20 protein-coding genes are annotated in these 20,723 nt (G+C 72.4%); 10 read left to right on the top strand and 10 right to left on the bottom strand.

Annotated features, from left to right (window positions below):
- Window positions 1–49: 49 nt before the first annotated feature.
- Window positions 50–676, bottom strand: coding sequence for a winged helix-turn-helix transcriptional regulator (locus R4Z62_RS27740; protein ID WP_064535964.1), 627 nt, complete (start codon window positions 674–676; stop codon window positions 50–52).
- Between the two features lie 81 nt (window positions 677–757).
- On the opposite strand from R4Z62_RS27740, the gene R4Z62_RS27735 reads away from it, so the two are divergent.
- Window positions 758–1,966: a pyridoxal phosphate-dependent aminotransferase gene (locus tag R4Z62_RS27735; RefSeq protein ID WP_491521203.1), complete on the top strand. Its 1,209-nt coding sequence runs from the start codon at window positions 758–760 to the stop codon at window positions 1,964–1,966.
- Here R4Z62_RS27735 and R4Z62_RS27730 read toward each other — a convergent pair.
- Entirely contained in the window at window positions 1,954–2,952 is a 999-nt protein-coding gene (locus R4Z62_RS27730) for an AraC family transcriptional regulator (RefSeq protein WP_491521202.1), read from the bottom strand. The genes R4Z62_RS27735 and R4Z62_RS27730 overlap by 13 nt on opposite strands.
- Window positions 2,953–3,337: 385 nt before the next feature.
- On the opposite strand from R4Z62_RS27730, the gene R4Z62_RS27725 reads away from it, so the two are divergent.
- The 3 genes from R4Z62_RS27725 to R4Z62_RS27715 all read left to right on the top strand — a co-directional run bounded on the left by R4Z62_RS27725 (window position 3,338) and on the right by R4Z62_RS27715 (window position 5,243).
- Entirely contained in the window at window positions 3,338–3,955 is a 618-nt protein-coding gene (locus R4Z62_RS27725; protein WP_389598908.1) for a histidine phosphatase family protein, read from the top strand.
- Between the two features lie 116 nt (window positions 3,956–4,071).
- Window positions 4,072–4,749 (top strand): hypothetical protein, encoded by a 678-nt coding sequence (locus tag R4Z62_RS27720; RefSeq protein WP_064535960.1) that lies wholly within the window; start codon window positions 4,072–4,074, stop codon window positions 4,747–4,749.
- Window positions 4,750–4,820: 71 nt separating this feature from the next.
- The gene (locus R4Z62_RS27715; protein WP_382843438.1) at window positions 4,821–5,243 is read left to right on the top strand and encodes an acyl-CoA thioesterase; all 423 of its coding nucleotides are present in this window, start codon (window positions 4,821–4,823) and stop codon (window positions 5,241–5,243) included.
- A 69-nt stretch (window positions 5,244–5,312) separates the two neighbouring features.
- Here the strand turns inward: R4Z62_RS27715 and R4Z62_RS27710 are convergent, their stop codons facing one another.
- The 8 genes from R4Z62_RS27710 to R4Z62_RS27675 form a co-directional block, all read right to left on the bottom strand.
- On the bottom strand, window positions 5,313–6,656 hold the full coding sequence (locus R4Z62_RS27710; RefSeq protein WP_064537718.1) for a nucleobase:cation symporter-2 family protein: 1,344 nt from the start codon (window positions 6,654–6,656) through the stop codon (window positions 5,313–5,315).
- A gap of 400 nt (window positions 6,657–7,056) precedes the next feature.
- Window positions 7,057–8,442, bottom strand: coding sequence for an 8-oxoguanine deaminase (locus R4Z62_RS27705; RefSeq protein WP_064535958.1), 1,386 nt, complete (start codon window positions 8,440–8,442; stop codon window positions 7,057–7,059).
- 69 nt (window positions 8,443–8,511) lie between these two features.
- A complete protein-coding gene (locus R4Z62_RS27700; RefSeq protein ID WP_355485270.1) occupies window positions 8,512–9,921 on the bottom strand; it encodes a nucleobase:cation symporter-2 family protein in 1,410 nt (469 codons plus the stop codon).
- A 65-nt stretch (window positions 9,922–9,986) separates the two neighbouring features.
- The gene (gene pucL / locus R4Z62_RS27695) at window positions 9,987–10,922 is read right to left on the bottom strand and encodes a factor-independent urate hydroxylase (protein ID WP_064535956.1); all 936 of its coding nucleotides are present in this window, start codon (window positions 10,920–10,922) and stop codon (window positions 9,987–9,989) included.
- A gap of 7 nt (window positions 10,923–10,929) precedes the next feature.
- Complete coding sequence (gene uraH / locus R4Z62_RS27690) at window positions 10,930–11,331, bottom strand: hydroxyisourate hydrolase (protein WP_018571610.1); 402 nt, start codon at window positions 11,329–11,331, stop codon at window positions 10,930–10,932.
- Between the two features lie 31 nt (window positions 11,332–11,362).
- A complete protein-coding gene (gene uraD / locus R4Z62_RS27685; RefSeq protein WP_018571609.1) occupies window positions 11,363–11,872 on the bottom strand; it encodes a 2-oxo-4-hydroxy-4-carboxy-5-ureidoimidazoline decarboxylase in 510 nt (169 codons plus the stop codon).
- A 144-nt stretch (window positions 11,873–12,016) separates the two neighbouring features.
- Window positions 12,017–12,379 (bottom strand): helix-turn-helix domain-containing protein, encoded by a 363-nt coding sequence (locus R4Z62_RS27680; RefSeq protein WP_064535955.1) that lies wholly within the window; start codon window positions 12,377–12,379, stop codon window positions 12,017–12,019.
- Window positions 12,376–12,627 (bottom strand): hypothetical protein, encoded by a 252-nt coding sequence (locus R4Z62_RS27675; protein ID WP_037874618.1) that lies wholly within the window; start codon window positions 12,625–12,627, stop codon window positions 12,376–12,378. The genes R4Z62_RS27680 and R4Z62_RS27675 overlap by 4 nt, the downstream gene beginning before the upstream one ends.
- Window positions 12,628–12,796: 169 nt before the next feature.
- Here R4Z62_RS27675 and R4Z62_RS27670 point away from each other — a divergent pair, with 169 nt between their 5' ends.
- The 6 genes from R4Z62_RS27670 (at window position 12,797) to R4Z62_RS27645 (ending at window position 20,721) form a co-directional block, all read left to right on the top strand.
- Complete coding sequence (locus R4Z62_RS27670) at window positions 12,797–13,636, top strand: TIM barrel protein (protein ID WP_385501631.1); 840 nt, start codon at window positions 12,797–12,799, stop codon at window positions 13,634–13,636.
- A 41-nt stretch (window positions 13,637–13,677) separates the two neighbouring features.
- Window positions 13,678–14,568 (top strand): 2-hydroxy-3-oxopropionate reductase, encoded by an 891-nt coding sequence (locus tag R4Z62_RS27665; protein WP_385501632.1) that lies wholly within the window; start codon window positions 13,678–13,680, stop codon window positions 14,566–14,568.
- A 211-nt stretch (window positions 14,569–14,779) separates the two neighbouring features.
- A complete protein-coding gene (locus R4Z62_RS27660) occupies window positions 14,780–16,243 on the top strand; it encodes a catalase (RefSeq protein ID WP_355485266.1) in 1,464 nt (487 codons plus the stop codon).
- A gap of 545 nt (window positions 16,244–16,788) precedes the next feature.
- A complete protein-coding gene (locus R4Z62_RS27655; RefSeq protein ID WP_064535952.1) occupies window positions 16,789–17,025 on the top strand; it encodes a hypothetical protein in 237 nt (78 codons plus the stop codon).
- A 508-nt stretch (window positions 17,026–17,533) separates the two neighbouring features.
- Window positions 17,534–20,293, top strand: a complete 2,760-nt coding sequence (locus R4Z62_RS27650) for a nitrate- and nitrite sensing domain-containing protein (protein ID WP_385501633.1) — start codon at window positions 17,534–17,536, stop codon at window positions 20,291–20,293.
- Entirely contained in the window at window positions 20,290–20,721 is a 432-nt protein-coding gene (locus tag R4Z62_RS27645) for a roadblock/LC7 domain-containing protein (RefSeq protein WP_018571600.1), read from the top strand. Before R4Z62_RS27650 ends, R4Z62_RS27645 begins: the two co-directional genes overlap by 4 nt.
- The last annotated feature ends 2 nt before the right edge of the window (window positions 20,722–20,723 follow it).

The following is a 20,723-nucleotide window of genomic DNA, read 5'->3' as shown; positions in this document are numbered from 1 at the left end:
CCGTTCCGCGTCGGCGGGGCGGGCCTTCGCCGTGCCTCCCGCAGGTGCGTCACGCCTCCCGCAGGGACTTGGCGAGCGGGCCGTCCCCGGTGACGGTCACCCGGCCCGCGCGCACCGCGTCCGCGAGGTCCAGCTCCCCGCGCGCGATCTCCGCGCAGGTGGCGGAGTCGAGGGACAGGCGGGCGTCGGGCTCCCGGGGGGCGGGCCCGTCGCCGTACACGGCTCCCGCCTCCTCCCGCGGGTGCAGGTGGAAGACGCCCTTCTCCAGGCGTACTTCGACGATGCCGTCGCCCGCCAGCGCGCCCAGCAGGGGCAGCGCGAACCAGTGCGCGCGCACCGCGTCGGTGGGGCGCGGCTCGCCCAGCTCCGCCCGCCCCCACTCCCCCAGCGTCCGCAGCACGGGCAGCAACGCACGCCCGCGCGCGGTGAGTTCGTAGACATGGGCGGCCCCGGGCGGCGGCAGCCGGCGCCTGCTCGTCAGCCCGTCGCGCTCCATGTCCTTCAGCCGGGAGGCGAGGACGTCGGTGCTCACCCCGGGCAGATCGGCGTGCAGGTCCGTGTAGCGGCGGGGACCGGCGAGCAGTTCCCGGACGATCAGCAGGGTCCAGCGGTCGCCGACCGCGTCGAGCGCGCGGGCCGCGGAGCAGTACTGGTCGTAGCTTCGGCGAGGTGACATGCGACGCAGTCTAGACATGTTGTTGGACTTTCCAAGCTCGCACTTGGTAAAACCAAGCAACAACACGAACCGGAGGGGCGCATGGAGTTCCGGCAGTCGAGCAAGCTCAACGAGGTCTGTTACGAGATCCGCGGCCCGGTGATCGAGCACGCCAACGCGCTGGAGGAGGCGGGCCACAGCGTGCTGCGCCTGAACACCGGCAACCCGGCGCTCTTCGGTTTCGAGGCGCCCGAGGAGATCGTCCAGGACATGATCCGGATGCTCCCGCGGGCGCACGGCTACACCGACTCGCGCGGGGTCCTCTCCGCCCGCCGCGCGGTCGCCCAGCGCTACCAGGCACGCGGCCTGGAGGTCGGCGTCGACGACGTCTTCCTCGGCAACGGCGTCTCGGAGCTGGTCTCCATGGCCGTACAGGCGCTGCTGGAGGACGGCGACGAGGTACTGGTCCCCGCCCCGGACTACCCGCTGTGGACGGCCGTGACCACCCTGGCCGGCGGCAAGGCGGTCCACTACCTGTGCGACGAGCGGGCCGACTGGTACCCGGACCTGGACGACATGGCGTCGAAGATCACCGACCGGACCAGGGCCGTCGTGATCATCAACCCCAACAACCCGACGGGCGCGGTCTATCCGAAGGAGATCCTGGAGGGCATCCTCGACCTCGCCCGCAGGCACGGCCTGATGGTGTTCGCCGACGAGATCTACGACCAGATCCTCTACGACGACGCCGTGCACCACTCGACGGCCGCGCTCGCGCCCGACCTGGTGGTCCTGACCTTCTGCGGCCTGTCGAAGACGTACCGCGTGGCCGGGTTCCGCTCCGGCTGGCTGGTCGTGACCGGACCCCGGCAGCGCGCCAAGGACTATCTGGAGGGCCTGACCATGCTGGCCTCCATGCGCCTGTGCCCCAACGCGCCCGCGCAGTACGCCATCCAGGCCGCGCTCGGCGGCCGCCAGTCCATCGGCGAGCTGACCGTGCCCGGCGGCAGGCTGCACGAGCAGCGGAACATCGCCTGGGAGAAGCTCAACGAGATCCCGGGCGTCTCCTGTGTCAAGCCCCGGGGCGCCCTGTACGCGTTCGCCCGGCTCGACCCAACGGTCCACAAGATCCACGACGACGAGAGGTTCGTCCTGGACCTGCTGCTCCGCGAGAAGATCCAGATCGTGCAGGGCACCGGCTTCAACTGGCCCACGCCCGACCACTTCCGCATCCTGACGCTCCCTCACGCGGATGTGCTGGAGACGGCGATCAGCAGGATCGGGCGGTTCCTCGACGGCTACCGGCAGTAGTGCCGGTGATCGCTCGGCGAGATCCCGTAGGCCGCCTTGAACGCGCGGGTGAAGGCGGAGGGGTGGGGCATTCCGCACCGCGCGGCGACGGCGTGGATCGGCAGGGCGCTCAGGGCCGGGTCGACGAGATCGCGGTACGCCTTCGCCAGCCGCTGCCGGCGGATGTACGCGGCGAGGGTCGTGCCCTGCGAGCCGCGGGTGAAGAGCCGGTGCAGATAGCTGACGGAGACGTGGTGCGCCGCGGCGACCTTCGACGGGGTCAGGCCGGGGTCGTGCAGGTGCCGCCGGACGAAGGCGCGCACATCGTGGAGCATGGCCCGGTGCCGCGTCTCCTCCGGCAGCGCGTCCTCGGCGTCCAGCTCCCGCGCCAGGCAGGCGGACAGCAGGTCGACCGCCACGGCGCCGAGCCGGGTCGCCTCGGCGGGCCGGAGCGCGGGCAGTTGGCGGTCCAGGGTGAGCAGGAACGCCGCCAGTACCGCGCCCGTGCCCTGCTGTCCCGACAGCACCCGGCCGAGCAGGTGGCGGACCCGGTGCGGCGGGATGGGCAGGGACGACGCCGGGAGGTCGATGCCGATCCCCTCGGCGCGCGGTGGCGCCCCTCCGGTGCCGGGGGTGCCGGCGAACCAGGAATCGTAGGGCTGTGAGCTGCTCACCAGGTGGAAGTGGCCCGGCGTGAGCCGCTGTGTCCCTCCCGGGCCGACCGAGGCCACGGTTCCGTGGCCGGCCGTCAGCATCGTCAGGTGGTAGAGCTCGTCGTCGCACCGGCGGATCATCCGCTCGGTCCGCCTGACCCGTATCGAGGGGAACGCCGTCCTCAGGACGGCCACGGGCCCGAGCTGCGCCTGCCGCACGGTCGCGCTGAAGGTGGTGACATGGTCGCTGGTCATCTCGGCGGCCCGTGACCGCCCCATCACCTCCCGCCAGTGCTCGAAGCACTCGACCCCGTCCAGGACGTCGCTCCCGGCCGTCTCGGGTGTCACCGGCATCTCGTTCTCCCATCGCCCCTCCCCTCCTCCTGGCGGCCGCGAGGGAAGAAGTACTTCACAGGTGAACAAGCGTATCGGCTCGAATCCGCGGGTCCCGTGGCGCGGGAGGTGGCCGTATCGGCTCTTGTGTGGACGCGATGGCAACAAGAGTCGACTCTGTGTCAACTCGGCGGAGCGGCTCCTTGGCATGCTTCCCCGTGCGGCGCCGGTCCCGTACGGCTCGGGCCGTCAGGGGCCCACCTGTACGGGGGACAGGTGGACCCCTGGCCGGCACCGCGGTGAACGGCCCCGTACCGGCCGTACGGCGCACTCCGGCTGCGGACCTCCCCGGGCCGTGTCAGGGTGTCGTCGGCGGCGACGCGGCGACAGGGAAGGGACGGCCGGCATGGGTGACCTCTTTCTCGTCCGGCACGGGGAGACCGCGTGGTCGCGCTCCGGGCGGCACACCGGCCGTACGGACGTGCCGCTCACCGAGCACGGGCGGGAGGAGGCGCGCCGGCTGGTGCCGCTGATCCGGTCGCACCGCATCGGCGCCGCGTTCGTCAGCCCGCTCCAGCGGGCCCGGGAGACGGCCGAGCTGATCGGTGTGCCGGACGCCCGCATCGACGCCGACCTGCGGGAGTGGGACTACGGGGGCTACGAGGGGGTGACGACGCCCGAGATCCAGCGGACCCGGCCCGGCTGGTTCCTGTTCACCGACGGGGTCGCGCCGGGCCCGCCGGAGCACCCCGGCGAGACGGTGGAGCAGGTCGGGGAGCGCGCCGACCGGATGCTGGCCAAGGTGGACGCCGCGTTCGCGAACACCGAGGGCGTCGTGCTGCTCGTCGCGCACGGGCACTTCCTGCGGGTGCTGACGGCCCGGCGGCTGGGTCTGCCCCCGGCCTCGGGCGCGCTGTTCCAGCTCGCCACCGGCACAGTGTGCCGGCTGGGCACGGAACACGACCGGCCGGTGGTCGCGGGCTGGAACATCCGGCCGCCCGCACCGGCCGGATCATCGCACTGAGGGTCCGTTCAGAAAACCACGGCGCGTTGTCAGACCCGCGCCGTAGCCTTCTGATCGGGCCGGAGATTCCTTCCCGGTCCGCTCGCCCATGCCGGGCCCCGGGGAGGGAGCACGCCGTGACACGACCGCCGACCGCCGCGCAGCGCCGGGTCGTCGACGCCGCCGATCCGGTGACCGGGCGGCTGCGGGGCACCGAGGCGCAGCTCGCGGCCCTGGTGGCGCGCGGGCTGGCCTTCCGGCACCCGCGCCCGCCGCACGACCACTTCCTGACCCCGGCGGGCCACCGGATACGCGAGACGGGGCCCGCACCGGCTGCCTCCGCTCCCCCACCGGCTGCCTCCGGTCCCCCGGCGGACACCCCGCCGCCCGCCGGTGTGTTCGCCGCCCGGGTCGGCGGCGAGGAGGACGAGGAAGCGGCGGGGACGGCGGGGGCCTCCGACGGGGCCGCGCGGGCGCGTGAGGTGCACAGTGCCTGGCAGGGGCTGCTGGAGCTGCGCCGGATGACCAACCCGGACGGCGCGGTGGAGCGGCCGTGCGGCTGGGAGCGGGCGCATCTGGTGCGGGCCGCCGCGCTGGCCCTGGAGGCGGCCGGGCTCCGTCCGGCGGGAGCGGCGGCCGACGGTTACCGGGTGCGGGCGACCCCGCAGCCCGAGGCGGTCGCGGTGTACGCGCCGGACGCGGAGCCGCTGGCGGCCTGCGCGGCGGCGCTGGAGCGGGCGGGCTGGCAGCCCGGCGTGTGCACGGAGCCGCGGACCCGGGTGCGCTACCTGCTGGCCTCCCCGCGCCGGGTGTGAGGGGCGTGCCAGGATCGGGGCGGTCGGACGAGGACAGACGTCACCGGCGTGACGTGCGAGAAGGGGATGCAGTGAGCGAGCCGTTTTCCGTCCCGGTGACCGTCCGGGGCTACGAGACCGATGTGCAGGGGCATCTCAACCAGGCCGTGTACCTCAACTACGCGGAGCACGCACGCTGGTCGCTGCTCCAGGCGGCCGGCATCAGCCAGAGCGGCCTGATCGCCACGGGCGTGGGACCGGTGGCGCTGGAGACGACCATCGGCTTCCGGCGGGAGCTGCTCGCCGGTGACGAGGCCGTGGTGAGCTGTGTGTTCGAGTGGGGCGAGGGCAAGACGTTCCGGATACGGCAGACCGTCCGCAAGGCCGACGGCACGGTGGCCGCGGAGATCACCGCGGTCGGCGGGCTGCTGGACCTGAAGGCGCGCAGACTGGTGGCCGCTCCCCGGGACCGGTTCCGGGACCTCGCGGAGGATCCGGTGCTGCTGGGCCTGTGAGACCGCCGCGCGGTGCCGCCCGCGGGGGTGCGGCACCGGGCGGTGCCGCACCCCCGCGGGCGGGCGCGGTCAGTGCGTGGGGGCCGGCTGGGCGGCCTCCGCGATCTCCGTGCCGCTCTCCATCGGGTGGGTGACGTCCTCCGCGTCCTGGCCCTTGCCGATGTGGTTGAAGAGCAGGTTCAGCGCGACGGCCACGACGCAGCCGGTGGAGATGCCCGAGTCCAGGACGATCCGGGCGGTCTCGGGGAAGGCGTGGTAGAACTCCGGCGCGGTGATCGGGATGATGCCGGCGGCGAGCGAGACGGCGACGATCAGGACGTTGTTGTCCTTGTCCAGGCCCGCCCTGACCAGCGTCTGGATACCGCTGGCGGCCACCGAGCCGAACAGCACCACGCCCGCGCCGCCCAGCACCGGCCGCGGTACGACGGCGATGAGGGAGGCGGCGGCCGGGCACAGGCCCATCAGCACCAGGAAGCCGCCGCCCGCGGCGACCACGTAGCGGCTGCGGATGCGGGTCATCGCGACCAGGCCGATGTTCTGGGCGAAGGCGCTGCACATGAAGCCGTTGAACAGGGGGCTGAGGGCGGAGCCGAGGGTGTCGGCGCGCAGGCCCGCAGCGATGGTCCGCTCGTCCGCCGGGCGTTCGACGATCTCGCCGAGGGCGAGCATGTCGGCGGTGGACTCGGTCATGCAGACCACCATGACGACGCACATCGACAGGATCGCGGCGACCTGGAACTGCGGGGCGCCGAAGTGGAAGGGCGTCGGGAAGCCGACCACGTCGGCGTCGGCGACCGGGCCGAAGTCGGTGGCGCCGAACGGGATGGCGACCAGGGTGCCCAGGACCAGGCCGATCAGGACGGCGATCTGCTTGACGAAGCCGCGGGTGAAGCGGCGCAGCAGCAGGACCAGCAGAAGGGTGATGCCGGCCAGGGTCAGATTGGTGGCCGAGCCGTAGTCGTGCGCGGCCGGGTTGGGGCCCTGGGCCCAGCCGAAGGCGACCGGCAGCAGGGAGACACCGATGAGGGTGATCACGCTGCCGGTGACGACCGGCGGGAAGAAGCGGATGGCCTTGCAGAACAGCGGGGCGCAGAGGAAGCCGAGGAGTCCGGCGACGATGACCGCGCCGAAGATGACCGGCAGCGCGTCGGACTTGTCCTTGGTGGAGGCGACGATCGCGGTCATCGGGGCGACACCGGCGAAGGTGACGCCGTTGACGAAGGGCAGCCGGGCGCCGATCTTCCAGATGCCGAGCGTCTGGAGGAAGGTGGCGAGGCCCGCGGTGAACAGGCAGGCGCCGGTGAGGAAGGTGAGGTCACGGGCGCTCAGGCCGATGGCCGCGCCGACGATCAGGGGCGGGGCGACGACCCCCGCGTACATGGCGGCCACGTGCTGGAGGCCGCTGGTCGCCATCTTCAGGGCGGGGAGCTTCTCGTCGACTGGGTGGACGGGTGTCCTGGCTGGCGCGTCCGGCGCGTCGGCGGTCGGTGCGGGCACGGCGGTTCCTCCGGTCGGTTGTCACGTCGGCTCCGACGTGGGTGTCAAGGAGGTGATGCGTGGGCGTGGGGGGCCTCCCGCGCGAGCGGGACCGGGAGCTCACGAGCGGGACCGAGAGCTGGGGAGGGGGCGGCCGGCGGACGGGCCGCTCCGGGTGACGGTGACCGGCCCGGGGCGCGCGTGTGCACGCGCGCCCCGGGGGCGGCCGCCGCGGACCCCGCTCGGGTCCGCGGCCACCGGCCGGGAGCCGTCCCTCCTGGCCGGAGTTCTTCGTCCGGCGGGGCCGCTTCGTGCTGTGCGGCCGGCCGGGACCGGGTCAGTGCTGTGCGGCGATCCGCGCCAGACGGCGGGCCTCTTCGCGGGTGGCGTGCGCGATGGCGTCCTCGTCGGCGTGGAGCAGGCGGCCGTTCTCGACGATCTGCCGGCCGTTGACGAAGGAGGCGGTGACCGGGGCGGCGGCGCCGAAGACCAGAGCGGTCACCGGGTCCGCGATGGAGGCGTGGGCCAGGGTGTCCAGCTTCCACAGCACGAGGTCGGCGAGCTTGCCGGCCTCCAGGGAGCCGGTCTGCCCGGCCCGGCCCAGGACCTGGGCGCCGCCGTAGGTGCCCAGGCGCAGCGCCTGCCGGGCGTTCAGGGCCGCCTCGCGGTGCGCGCCGAGACGGTTGATCAGCAGCGCGTTGCGCAGTTCGGTGTGGAGTTCACCGGACTCGTTGGAGGCGGTGCCGTCGACGCCGAGGCCGACCGGGACGCCCGCGGCGAGCATGTCCGGGACCCGGGCGATGCCGGCCGCGAGGCGGGCGTTGGAGGACGGGCAGTGCGCCACGCCGGTCTTCGTGCGGCCGAAGGCGGCGATGTCGGAGTCGGTCATGTGGACGCAGTGCGCCATCCACACGTCCTCGCCGAGCCAGCCCGTCGACTCGAAGTAGTCGGTGGGGCCCATGCCGAACAGCTCGTGGCAGAACTTCTCCTCCTCCACGGTCTCCGAGCCGTGGGTGTGCAGGCGCACCCCGAGCCGCCGGGCGAGTTCGGCGCCCTGGCGCATCAGTTCGGTGGAGACGGAGAAGGGCGAGCAGGGGGCGACGGCCACCTGGGTCATGGCGTCGAAGGAGGCGTCATGGTGCTTCTTGACGGTCTCCTCGGTGGCGGCGAGGGCGCCCTCCAGCGTCTCCACGGCGAAGTCGGGCGGCAGCCCGCCGTCCTTCTCGCTGCGGTCCATCGAGCCGCGGGCCAGCGTGAACCGGACGCCCATCTCGGAGGCGGCCCGGATGATCGCGCCGGACAGGTCGCCGGAGCCCCGCGGGAAGACGTAGTGGTGGTCCATGGCGGTGGTCACCCCGCCGCGGGCCATCATGGCGAGCGACCCCTGCGCCGCCGCGTACACCATCTCCTCGTCGATGCGGGCCCATGTGGGGTAGAGCGCGACGAGCCAGTTGAACAGGTTGTGGTCGGTGGCCAGGCCCCGGGTGATCCACTGGTAGAAGTGGTGGTGGGTGTTGACCAGGCCGGGGGTGACGAGGTGGCCGCCGGCGTCGATGCGCCGTGTCACGTCCGCCAGGCCGGCGGGGGCCGGTCCGGCGCCGACGGACTCGATCCTGTTCCCGGCGATGACGAGGTGTCCGGAGGCGTACTCGGTGTCGTTCGCGTCGACGGTCGCGATGGCGGCGTTCTCGATGACGATGCGCTGGGCTGCCGATGGTGCCATGGCGCTTTCCTTGTCTTTCGGTGGCGGCCCGTGGACGGGGATGGCCCACGGGGAGGGCACGGCAGGACCCTAGGAGGATTTGAGTGCCGGGGCCGTGCGGCTCCGGGTGCCGAGATGGTGGAAGAAGAGGTTGAGCAGGACGGCGACGAGTGCGCCGGCGCTGATCCCGGAGCCCAGGACGGTCTGCGCCCAGGCCGGGAACTCGGCGTAGAAGGTGGGCGCGGCCAGCGGGATGATGCCGGCGCCCAGGGCGACGGCGACCAGGATGATGTTGGAGCTGTCGTCGAGTCCGGCCTCGGAGAGCGTACGGATGCCGCTGACCGCGATGGAGCCGAACAGGACGATGCCCGCGCCGCCCAGCACCGGCATGGGCACCAGGGAGACCACCGCGCCGAGCACGGGGAAGGCGCCGAGGACGAGCAGGGCGGCACCGGCGGTGGCGACGACGTAGCGGCTGCGCACCCGGGTCAGCGAGACGACGCCGACGTTCTGGGCGAAGGCCGAGGTGGGGAAGCCGCCGAAGACGGGGCCGAGCAGGGTGGCGATGCCGTCGGTGCGCAGTCCGCGGGTGATGGTGCGGGCGTCGGCGCGGCGGTCGCAGATCTCGCCGAGGGCGAGCATCCCGGCGCTGGACTCGGTCATCAGCACCAGCATCACGATGCACAGGGAGAGGATCGCGGCGGGCTCGAAGACGGGGGCGCCGAAGGCGAAGGGGGTGGGCAGCGCGGCGACGGGTGCGGAGCGGATGCCGCTGAAGTCGGCCATCCCGAAGGGCATGGCGGCCAGCGTGCCGATCAACAGGCCGAAGAGCAGGGCGACTTGCTTGACGAAGCCGCGGCCGAAGCGCTGGATCAGCAGGATGACGACCAGCGTGAAGGCGGCCAGCGCGAGGTTCCTCATGGAGCCGAAGTCGGCGGCGGTCTTGTCGCCGCCCTGGGCCCAGCCGACCGGCACGGGCATCAGGGTGACCCCGATGAGGGTGATCACCACACCGGTGACCAGCGGCGGGAAGTAGCGCAGCAGGCGCCCGAAGAACGGCCCGACGGCCAGGCAGAAGACGCCGGCGACCATCACCGCGCCGTAGACGGCGGGGAGTTGGCGGCCCGGTGAGTTGGTCTCGGCGATCGCGAGGATGGGGGCGATGCCCGCGGAGGAGGCGGCGTTGACGAAGGGCAGGCGGTTGCCGACCACACCCTTGACGCCGATGGTCTGGAGAACGGTGGCCACGCCGGCGATGAGCAGGGAGGCGGCGATCAGCCGGGTGCGGGCCGCGATGTCGAGCCCGCAGGCCTGGCCGATGATGAGCGGAGGAGTGACAACGCCCGCGTACATCGCGGCGATGTGCTGGAGCGCGGCGGGGACGAGCCGCGAGGGGTGGAGCTTCTCGTCCACCGGGTGCACGGACGTGACGGCGTCCTCGGTGTGCACCGGCGGGGTGGAACAGGAGCCTTTCGCCGGCTCCGTTGCAGGCTGTGCCATGGTGTTCCCTCCGGTGTGGCGTGCCGCCGGCCCGGTGGGGCCGGGCCGGCGGCACGCGTCCCGCGTCAGAGGTTGGTCATGTCGACCGGGATGAGTTGCTCGGCTCCGTCGCGCAGGATGGTGGCCTCGATCAGGCCGTAGGGGCGGTCGGCGGCGTAGTAGACGGCGCCGTCCTTGGCCTCGTTGTCGATCCCGAACGGCGAGAGGTCCGAACGGAAGTGGTGCTTGTTGGGCATCGAGAAGCGGATCTCGTCGACCTCGTCACGGGAGTTCAGCACCCGTACGCCCATCTCGAACAGGGTCTGCTGGAGGGAGTACGAGTAGGTCTCGGCGAACGCCTGGAGGGCGTGCTTGCGCACTCCGCCGTAGGAGCGGTCCCAGTCGGGGGCGTGCGAGTCGACGCCGTCCCAGTTGTGCCGCCACCAGGTGGCGACGGTGGTGGCGAGGATGCGGTCGTGGTCCTCGGGCAGGGTGGTGTACTTGTCCTTCAGGAAGCCGAAGAACTCGGAGTTGGTCGAGTTCAGGACGGTGAGGTCCTTGAACCCGGAGAGCACCTGGATGCCGTGGCCGTCGTAGGTGATCTGCGCGACGCGGGTCTCCTGGCCCTTGCGGACGAAGGAGTGGGCGATCTCGTCGGCGCCGACGAAGCGGGCGCCGCCCTTGGAGGTCTCGATCCGCTCCCAGGAGTACTCCTCGATGCGGATGCGGGCCCGGTGGATGGGCTCGTTGTGGTCCACGAAGTGGCGGGCGAGCTTGACGCCGAGGTCCTCGGCGCTCTGGATCCCGTGCTCCTTGGCGAAGGCGAACACCGTGTTCTTGGTGGTGTCGGTCGGCAGGACGTTCGCGTTGGAACCGCTGCGGTGGACCTCCTCCATGTCGCCGGAGAGGGCGACGGAGACGTTCAGGTCCTTGATGTGGTGCGTGTCGCCGTCCCGCGTGATCTTGACGACGCGGTTCTCTGCCTTGCCGTACTGGTTCTGTCCCAGGACGAAACGGGTCATGTGTCGGTCAGCTCCCTCGGTAAACGGAGTAGCCGAACGGGTTGAGCAGCAGCGGAACGTGGTAGTGCTCCCCGGGCACCACCGCGAAGGCGATGGTCACCTCGGGGAAGAACACCGGCCGGCCGTTCTCGCTGTCCCGGAGCGCGGGGGCGTCCTGCTGGGCCGCGGCTTGTTTCTTGGCGAAGTACGTCTCGGTGTCGAAGCCGAGCCGCACGTGTGTGGTCCCCTCCGGCAGGGCCGGCAGGTCCTTGCACCGCCCGTCCGCGTCGGTCGCGGAGCCGCCGAGCGTCTGCCAGTCCGCGTCCCGGCCCGAGCGGGCGGAGAGCTGGACGGCGACGCCCCCGGCGGGGCGGCCGACGCTGGTGTCCAGGATGTGGGTGGACACGGAGGCGGTGGTCTCGGTGCTCATGGTTTCCTCTTCGGGCGTCTTCGAGAGGTGCTCAGGCGTCTTCGAGCAGGCGCGCGAGCCGGATGCGGTTGATCTTCCCCAGCTCGGTGCGGACGATCTCCCGTTCCTGCTCCGGCGCGTTGCCGATCCGCTCCTTCACCGCGTCCCGCATCTGCTCACCGGTCCGGCCGGTGGCGCAGATGAGGAACACATGGCCGAACTTCTCCTGGTAGGCCAGGTTCAGTTCGAGCATCTCCTCCTTGAGGGCCTCGGAGGCGCCGGCCATACCGCTCTGTTCGCGGGCCGAGGTCGGGTCGCCGGGCTTGGGGCGGCCGATCGGCGGGTGGCCGGACATGGCCTGTGCGAGGTCCGCCGCCGTCAGCTCGGCCATGGCGGCGTCACTGGCGGTGTACAGGTCCTCGGCACTGGCGTGGGGGCGGGCGGCGAGCAGCCGCTCGGCCCATGCCGTGGAGGCGCACGCCTCCAGGAGCGCGGCGCGGGCCGCGGCATCCGGGAGAGTGTTGAAGCGGGCGAGGCCCGACGGCGTGGAAGTCGTAGTCACGGGAGCCTCCGTGGCCGCGAACGGCCTGTGTGCTGAACGGGCTGCGGATAGCTAACGCTCTCCGAAACACTGCGTCAACAGTTTGTTGAAAATTCCGCGCAAAGCCCGGAGAGGCCCCGCTGCACTCCTCCCGGTCGGGGCGGCTCAGCCCTCCTTGTCCCGGTTGAGGTAGTTGTAGACGGTGAAGCGGCTGACCCCGAGCGCGCTCGCCACGGTCTCCACCCCGTGCCGCACGGAGAAGGCGCCGCGCGCCTCCAGGACCCGTACGATCTCCTGCTTGGACCTGCGGTCCAGGTCGGCGAGCGGCACACCCTCGCGGCGCTCCATGGCGGCCAGGATGTGGTCGAGGGAGTCGGCCAGCTGGGGCAGGCGCACACCGACGGCGTCCACCCCCTCCCAGGCGAGCACGACGTCGTCGGGTCCGGCCTGCTCCGGCGGGAGCAGCTCGCCGCCGATCGCGTCGATCAGCGGTTTCACGGCCGCGATGAACGGCTCCTGACCGGTCACCTATCGCCCTCCCCGATCACGTTGACCTGGAGCGAGATCCGGGTGGCGCCCGCCGCGAGGCTCCTGCGCAGCAGGGTGTCCACGGCGCTCAGCACGGCGTCGGCGCCGCCTTCCGCGGTGTTGCCGAAGGGGCCGACGTCCACGGCGTCCAGCGCGGCGCCCTCCACGACCTCGCGGGCCACCACCGCGTGCGCGGGGGCCTGGTCCAGGTCGAAGGGTTCGGTCGTGAACTCCACTCTCAATCGCACGCGCTCAACCTAACGCGCAAGGCCGGTTTCCGGGCGGGTCCGGGCGATCCGGGGACCGTCCGCCGCCGGCGCCCTCTTGACAAGCCGCGACACCCGACGGCAGTCTTCCATTAAGCAGAAACGAACTTCCGTCATACGGAATAACGACACGGAAGGGAGCGCGGCCCCGATGGGATTCGCAGACCAGCGCTTCAACGTCAACCTGTCGATCCTCTTCACGGAACTCCCGCTCCTGGAGCGCCCCGCGGCCGCCGCCGCGGCCGGCTTCACCGCGGTCGAGCTGTGGTGGCCCTGGATCGACACCCCCACCCCCGAGCAGTCCGAGCTGGACGCCCTCAGGAAGGCGATCGAGGACGCGGGCGTCCGGCTCACCGGCCTGAACTTCTACGCCGGCAGGCTCCCCGGCCCCGACCGCGGCGCCCTGTCGATCCCCGGCGAGGAGTCGGAGCGGTTCCGCGCCAACATCGACATGGCCGTGGAACTCGCCCGCTCGCTGGGCTGCACGGCGCTCAACGCGCTGTACGGCAACCGGGTCGAGGGCGTGGACCCGGCCGAGCAGGACGCGCTCGCCCTGGAGAACCTGGTCCTGGCGGCCCGCGCCGCCGACCGGATCGGCGCGACCGTCCTGATCGAGGCCCTGAACAAGCCCGAGTCGCCGCTGTGCCCGCTGGTGAGCGCGCCCGCCGCCGTCGAGGTCGTGGACCGGGTGAACGCCGCGACCGGCCTGGGCAACGCCCGCTTCCTGATGGACCTGTACCACCTGTCGATGAACGGCGAGGACCTGCCCGCGGTGATCGACCGGTACGCCGCGAGGACCGGGCATGTGCAGATCGCCGACAACCCCGGGCGCGGCGCCCCCGGCACCGGCTCGCTGCCCCTGGAGGACCTGCTCGACCGGCTCGCCAGGGCCGGTTACGACGGGTGGGTCGGCCTGGAGTACAAGCCCGGCGACCGGCCGAGCGCCGAGACCTTCGACTGGCTGCCCGCCGGCGCCCGCGCGGCCCGCTGACCCTCCAAGACACCAGAGCTTTTCAGAGAGGCACCCCCGTCATGAGCACTCTTCCCAAGGTTTCCTGGATCGGCCTCGGCATCATGGGCTCCCCCATGTCCGAGAACCTGATCAAGGCGGGCTACCAGGTCACCGGCTTCACCCTGGAGCAGGAGAAGCTGGACCGGCTGACCGCCGCCGGCGGCACCGCGGCCGGTTCGATCGCCGAGGCGGTCGCGGACGCCGACGTGATCATCACGATGGTGCCCGCCTCCCCGCAGGTCGAGGCCATCGCCTACGGTCCGGACGGCATCCTGGAGAACGCGCGCTCCGGCGCGCTCCTGATCGACATGTCCTCGATCACCCCGCAGACCTCGATCGACCTGGCGAAGGCCGCGCAGGACAAGGGCATCCGCGTGCTGGACGCCCCCGTCTCCGGCGGTGAGGCGGGCGCGATCGAGGCGGTGCTGTCCATCATGGTCGGCGGCGGTCAGGCCGACTTCGACGAGGCCAAGCCGCTCTTCGACGCCCTGGGCCGGACCATCGTGCTGTGCGGTCCGCACGGCTCGGGCCAGACCGTGAAGGCGGCCAACCAGCTGATCGTCGCGGTGAACATCCAGGCGTGCGCCGAGGCCGTGGTCTTCCTGGAGAAGTCCGGCGTGGACCTCGCGGCGGCCCTGGACGTGCTGAACGGCGGGCTGGCCGGCTCCACCGTGCTGACCCGCAAGAAGGACAACTTCCTCGACCGGGACTTCAAGCCGGGCTTCCGCATCGACCTGCACCACAAGGACATGGGCATCGTCACCGACGCCGCCCGCGGCGTCGGCGCGGCCCTGCCGGTCGGCGCCGTGGTCGCCCAGCTGGTCGCCTCGCTGCGCGCCCAGGGCGACGGCGGTCTGGACCACTCGGCCCTGCTGCGGGCCGTGGAGCGCCTGTCCGGCGCCCGGGTCTGACCGGCGCCCCCGCAGGCCGGTCCCACAGCTCCGGGGGACGCCGCCGCCGACACCTGTCCTGTCGCGCCCAGGCGGCGGCGTCCACCCGGTCAGCCTCCGGCAGCAGCCCCGCGCGCGGGAATTCAACAAACTGTTGACGTCCCGAACGCCCAAATCTAGGCTCCACGAAGCGGAAACAAGTTTCCGCTGCCCCTCGCATGGAAGGTCCACGATGTCGCAGCGCGTGCTCACGACCGAGTCCGGCGCCCCGGTCGCCGACAACCAGAACTCCGCCTCCGCCGGCATCGGCGGCCCGCTCCTCCTCCAGGACCAGCACCTCCTGGAGAAGCTGGCGCGCTTCAACCGCGAGCGCATCCCGGAGCGCGTGGTGCACGCCCGCGGCTCGGGCGCCTACGGCCACTTCGAGGTGACCGACGACGTCACCGGGTTCACCCACGCCGCCTTCCTGGACACGATCGGCAAGCGCACCGAGGTGTTCGCGCGCTTCTCCACGGTGGCCGACAGCCTCGGCGGCGCGGACGCGGTGCGCGACCCGCGCGGCTTCGCGCTGAAGTTCTACACCGAGGAGGGCAACTACGACCTCGTCGGCAACAACACCCCGGTGTTCTTCATCAAGGACCCGATCAAGTTCCCCGACTTCATCCACTCGCAGAAGCGCGACCCGTTCACCGGCCGCCAGGAGCCGGACAACGTCTGGGACTTCTGGGCGCACGCCCCCGAGGCCACGCACCAGGTGACCTGGCTGATGGGCGACCGCGGCATCCCGGCGTCGTACCGCCACATGAACGGCTACGGCTCGCACACCTACCAGTGGACGAACGCCGAGGGCGAGGCGTTCTTCGTCAAGTACCACTTCAAGACGGACCAGGGCATCCGCTGCCTGACCGCCGAGCAGGCCCAGGAACTCGCCGGCAAGGACGGCAGCTCCCACCAGACCGACCTGCTTCAGGCCATCGAGCGCGGGGTGCACCCGTCCTGGACGCTGTACGTCCAGCTCATGCCCGCGGCTCAGGCGGACGGCTACCGCTTCAACCCGTTCGACCTGACCAAGGTGTGGCCGCACCGGGACTACCCGCTCCAGCGGGTGGGCCGCCTGGTCCTGGACCGCAACCCCGACAATGTGTTCGCCGAGGTCGAGCAGGCCGCGTTCTCCCCGAACAACTTCGTGCCCGGCATCGGCCCGTCCCCGGACAAGATGCTCCAGGGCCGGCTGTTCGCCTACGCCGACGCGCACCGCTACCGCCTGGGCGTCAACCACACCCAGCTCGCGGTGAACGCCCCCAGGGCCGTGCCCGGCGGCGCCGCTAACTACGGCCGGGACGGTCTGATGGCGGCCAACTCCCAGGGCCGGCACGCCAAGAACTACGAGCCGAACTCCTACGACGGCCCGGTCGAGACCGGCCGGCCGCTCGCCGCGCCGCTGGCCGTCAGCGGCCACACCGGCACCCACGAGGCGCCGGCGCACACCAAGGACGACGACTTCGTGCAGGCGGGCGAGCTGTACCGGCTGATGTCCGAGGCCGAGAAGGAGCGCCTGGTCGCGAACATCGCGGGCGGTCTCTCGCAGGTCTCCCGCCAGGACGTCGTCGAGAAGAACCTCGCACACTTCCACGCCGCCGACCCCGAGTACGGCAAGCGCGTGGAGGAGGCGGTCCGCGCCCTGCGCGAGGACTGACCCACCAGCCGCGTCCGGCTGCCCGACGGGGAGGTCGGGAGCCGGACGCGTACGCCCCGCGCGGGCGCCGGGCGACCCGGATGAGGGGTGGCCGCCCGGCGCCCCGCGGTCAGGGCGAGGACCGCGGCGGAATCCCCGTGGCCCGGCTTCCAGCGAGGCCGGGGACGCACGGGAGATGCGAGCCAGTGCGGTGGTGAAGGCACCGGAACCGTCTTCTCGACCAGAGGGAAGCGCTTCCGGGGCCGTCGCGCCCGCCGCGGTCCCAGCCCCTCCCCCCTCCCCCTTCTTTTTTCCCTCTCTCTTCTTCCTCTTCTCTCCATGTTCTTCCGCCCCGCGCCCGCGCGAGGCGGTCCCGACTCCGTCCGGCGGCGCGAATGTCCTGTCGCGCCCAGTCTCGCGCCGCCGGGCGGGTTCCACCGCCGGAGAGCTCACCGGGCCGGGCGGTGCCGGATGCGGACGGTCCCGCATCCGGTGCCGCCCGGCCCGGCGTCGTCCGTCCCGGCCCCCGGGGTGCGGACCGGCCCGTCCGGCGGGAGCCTGGGGGCATGGCACACCCCACGCAGCATCCGCACATCGTGGTGCACTCCCCCGCGCTGGACGGCTCCCGCCGGGTCACCGAGGACGACGTGACCCTCGGGCTCGCCTCCCACCTGGACGACGTCATCGAGATCCTCCGGCTGGCAGACCTGGACCGCATCGAGGTCGAGGAGAGCGACCTCATCGAGTGGCAGGGAGGCGGCCCCGACGAGTGGCCCGGCATGGAAGAGCACCCGGAGGGCTGACCCGGCGCGCGTACGGCAGGGGACGTAGGCCGACTACGGCATGCTCAAATCAAGCTCTGAACCGGGCCCGGACAGGCTTCGGACACCCCCCGACCGGGGCACTCACTCAGGAGACGGGGCCCGCCGACACGGGGGCGGCGGGCCCCCGATCCCGTTGTCCGGCGCCCGATTTCACGGTGAACGTGTGGACAACGTATGTTGATCGAGCAGGGTGATCTCCGATTCGTCTCCATAGTGTGACTAATATGCACGCGTCGTAGCACGGATCAGAAATGACCGGCCGTCAGGCCGGCCCTCGTCAAGGAGCATCGCCCTGCGCACGCGCGCGTCACGGCGGACGAGCTCGAAGTCCCTCTCCCTGCGGACCGCTCTGCTCATCCTCGCCTTCGTCCCAGGTGTCGCCCTGGCCGCCCTCTGGGCGGTCACCAGCGGCCAGACCTTCTTCGACTTCCAGCGCCAGGCGGCCCAGGGGCGGCTGGCGGAGAAAGCCGGCCAGCCCTCCAACGCCGTGTACTACAACCTCCAGGAGGAACGGCGGCTCAGCGCCGAGCGGCTGGCCGGGCAGGCCGGCGCCGCCGAGGCGCTCACCCGGCAACGGCACTCGACCGACGGCGCGGTGGCGACGTTCCTGTCGCTCTCCGACGACTCGGCCGTGGGCGACGCCCCCGCCGAGGTGCGGGACGCCGTCGCCGACGCCCGGCAGGCGATCGGGAAGCTGTCCGAGCAGCGGTCCCTCGTCGACGACGGCGACGCCGACCAGCAGGAGGCGGTGTACCGCTACTACACGGACCTGATCTCCGTGGACCTCAAGCTGTTCACGGCGCTGAGCCATGTCGACAACGGCCGGATCACCACCGCCTCGCAGCCGCTCGTCGACCTCTTCTGGACCAAGGAGATGGTCTCCCGCTCCGACGCGCTGCTGGCCCGCGGCTGGAGCCGGGGCAGGCTGAGCGCCACGGACTACCAGCAGGTGCAACAGGCCGTCCTGGACCAGTCGTTCCTCCAGAACGCGAAGCTCACCCCCTATCTGCCCGCCGACCTGGTGGCGGTCTGGCAGAAGATGACCTCCGGGGCCGCCTGGCAGAGCAAGACCCGCGTCGAGCAGACCCTGCTGCACCCCGCGGCGCCCGACGCGTCGGGGAACGTCCGGCTGCCCGCCGACCGGCAGAAGCCCTGGCGGCTCGCGATGGACGCCCTCAAGCCCCAGCTCGAAGGGGTCATCGAGGAGCGCACCGACCAGGTCGTCGCCGAGGGCAAGGACAGCGTGCTCTCCCTGCTGCGCCGCCTGGTGCTGACCTCGCTGATCGGCCTGGCCGCCGTGGTCGCCGTCATCCTCACCACCTGGCGCCTGACCCGCAGCCTGCGGCTGCGCATCCGCCGCCTCCAGGAACAGGCCGAGGCGCTGGAGAAGGCGCTCCCCGAGGTCGTGGAACGGCTGGGCCGGGGCGAGGAGATCGACGTCGAGACCGAGGCACGGGCCATCCGGCCGCAGGCCGAGGACGGCGCGGCCGACGAACTGACCCGGCTCGGGCAGGCGCTCAACCTCGCGCGCACCAGCGCCCTCCAGGCCGCGGTCAACCAGGCGGACCAGCACCGCGGTTTCGAGCGACTGCTCCAGCGCATCGCCCGCCGCACCCAACAGCTCATCGGACAGCAGCTGAAGAAGCTGGACGAGATGGAGCGCAGGCACGAGGACTCCGAGGTGCTGGACGGCCTCTTCGACCTGGACCACCTCACCGCCCGGCTGCGGCGCTACGAGGAGAACCTCGTCATCCTCTCCGGCGGTACGCCGCACCGGCGCTGGCGCAAGCCGGTCGCCCTGCTCGACGTGATGCGCTCGGCCCAGGGCGAGGTGCAGGACTACCAGCGGGTCGTCCTCGATCTCGACGGCAGCCCGTGGCTGGCGGCCCGCGCGGTGGGACCCGTCTCGCACGTGCTGGCGGAACTGATCGAGAACGCCCTCGCCTTCTCCCGTCCGCCGAGCCCCGTCGAGGTGCGGGCGGCGACGGTCAGCCGCGGCCTCGCCATCGAGGTCGAGGACCGCGGCCTGGGCATGGACGAGGAGCAACTGGCCGAGGCCAACGCCCTGATGCTCCGTCCGCCCCGGCTCGACATCCTGGCGCACGCCGAGGACATCCGGCTCGGCCTGCACGTGGTCGCCCGGCTCGCGGCCCAGTACGGCCTGGGCGTGGAGTTCCGTTCCTCCGCCTATGGCGGCACCCGCGTCGTCGTCCTGGTCCCGGGCGAGCTGACCGTCGCCGAACCGGCGCCGCGCGGCCCGGTGGGCGTACCCGCCCCGGAGCCGGTGCCCGCGGCGGCGACGGCGACGGCCGGCCCCCAGGACCCGCTGCCCTCGCGGCGCCAGGGCCAGGCCCTGGCCGCCGTCACCCCGCTCGTCCCGCACACCGCGGCGGCGCCCGCACCGGGTGAGCCGGCCGAACCGGCGTACGCCGCTCCCGTCCGGGACGACGACGCCTACGCCGGTGCCGGTACCGCCCACGGCCGGGACGACGTCTACGCCGGTCCGGGCCGGGAAGCCCCGTACCCCGGCGCGGGGCAGCCCCCCACCGGGCCCTCCGACCTCTTCACCCCGCCGGACGCGCCCTTCCCCGGCGCCACGGACCACGCGCGGCACGAGATCCCGGCCCCGCTCCCGGCTCCGGAGGGCGGCCGGGTCCCGTACGGCCGGGCTGCGCACCCGCCCGCGGCCCCGGACGCCTTCGGCGCCCACCCGCACCCCGGACCGGACGCGGGCGGGTACGGCGACCAGAGCGCGTACGGCAACGCACAGACGTACGGCGATCAGGGTGCGTACGGCGACCAGGGCCGGTACGCCGGCCCGGCTCCGTACCAGCAGGGGGCGAACCCGTACCCCGTGCCGGAGCAGCCGGCGCACACCACGCCGCCCGCACCGGCCGCACCGGCCGAGGAGCCGGGGCACCCGGTGCGGTACGTGACACCGCTGCCCTCCCACACGGGCACCAGCGCGCCGCTGCCGCCGGCCCCCGGTGCAGAGCCGCCGCTGCCGCGCCGCGTCCGGCAGGCCAGCCTGGTCGACGAACTCCGGCTGGACCCCGGCGCCCAGAACGACGCGGCACAGCCGCCGCGCTGGCAGGACGACCCGATGCTCCGGCCCGTACCGCGCCGTGCCGGAGCCACGATCGGCGCCTTCCAGCGCCGCTCGCGCGCGGCGCGGGCGAACGCCGAGCCGCCGGCCCCCGCGCCCGGCACGCCCGGCCACCCCACGAGAGATGAGGACGGATCATGACACGTACCACCGCAACCCACCAGGACCTCGACTGGCTGCTCGACGGCCTGGTCGACTCGGTCGCCGAGACCAGGAACGCGGTCCTGCTCTCCGACGACGGCCTGGTCGTCAGCCACTCGCGGAGCATCGGCCGGTCGGACGCGGAGCGGCTGGCCGCCATCTGCACCGGTCAGCAGAGCCTGGCCCGCGGCGTCGGCCAGCTCTTCCGCGGCGGTGCGGTGCACCAGGTGATCGTCGAATTGTCCGACCTGTGGCTGTTCATCATCTCCGCTGGCCAGGGCACGCACCTGGCGGTGGTCGCCTCCCAGGACGTCGACGCCGAGGTGATGTCGCTGGCCATGCACAACCTCGTCCAGCAGGTCGGGCAGAAGCTGGGGACCGCGGTCCGCGGGGAGTTCGACGCCTTCGGGACCGGACCGCGCCCGTGAAC

Source organism: Streptomyces sp. PL-25, from assembly GCF_058344915.1.
This window is presented reverse-complemented; position numbering and strand designations above follow the sequence as displayed.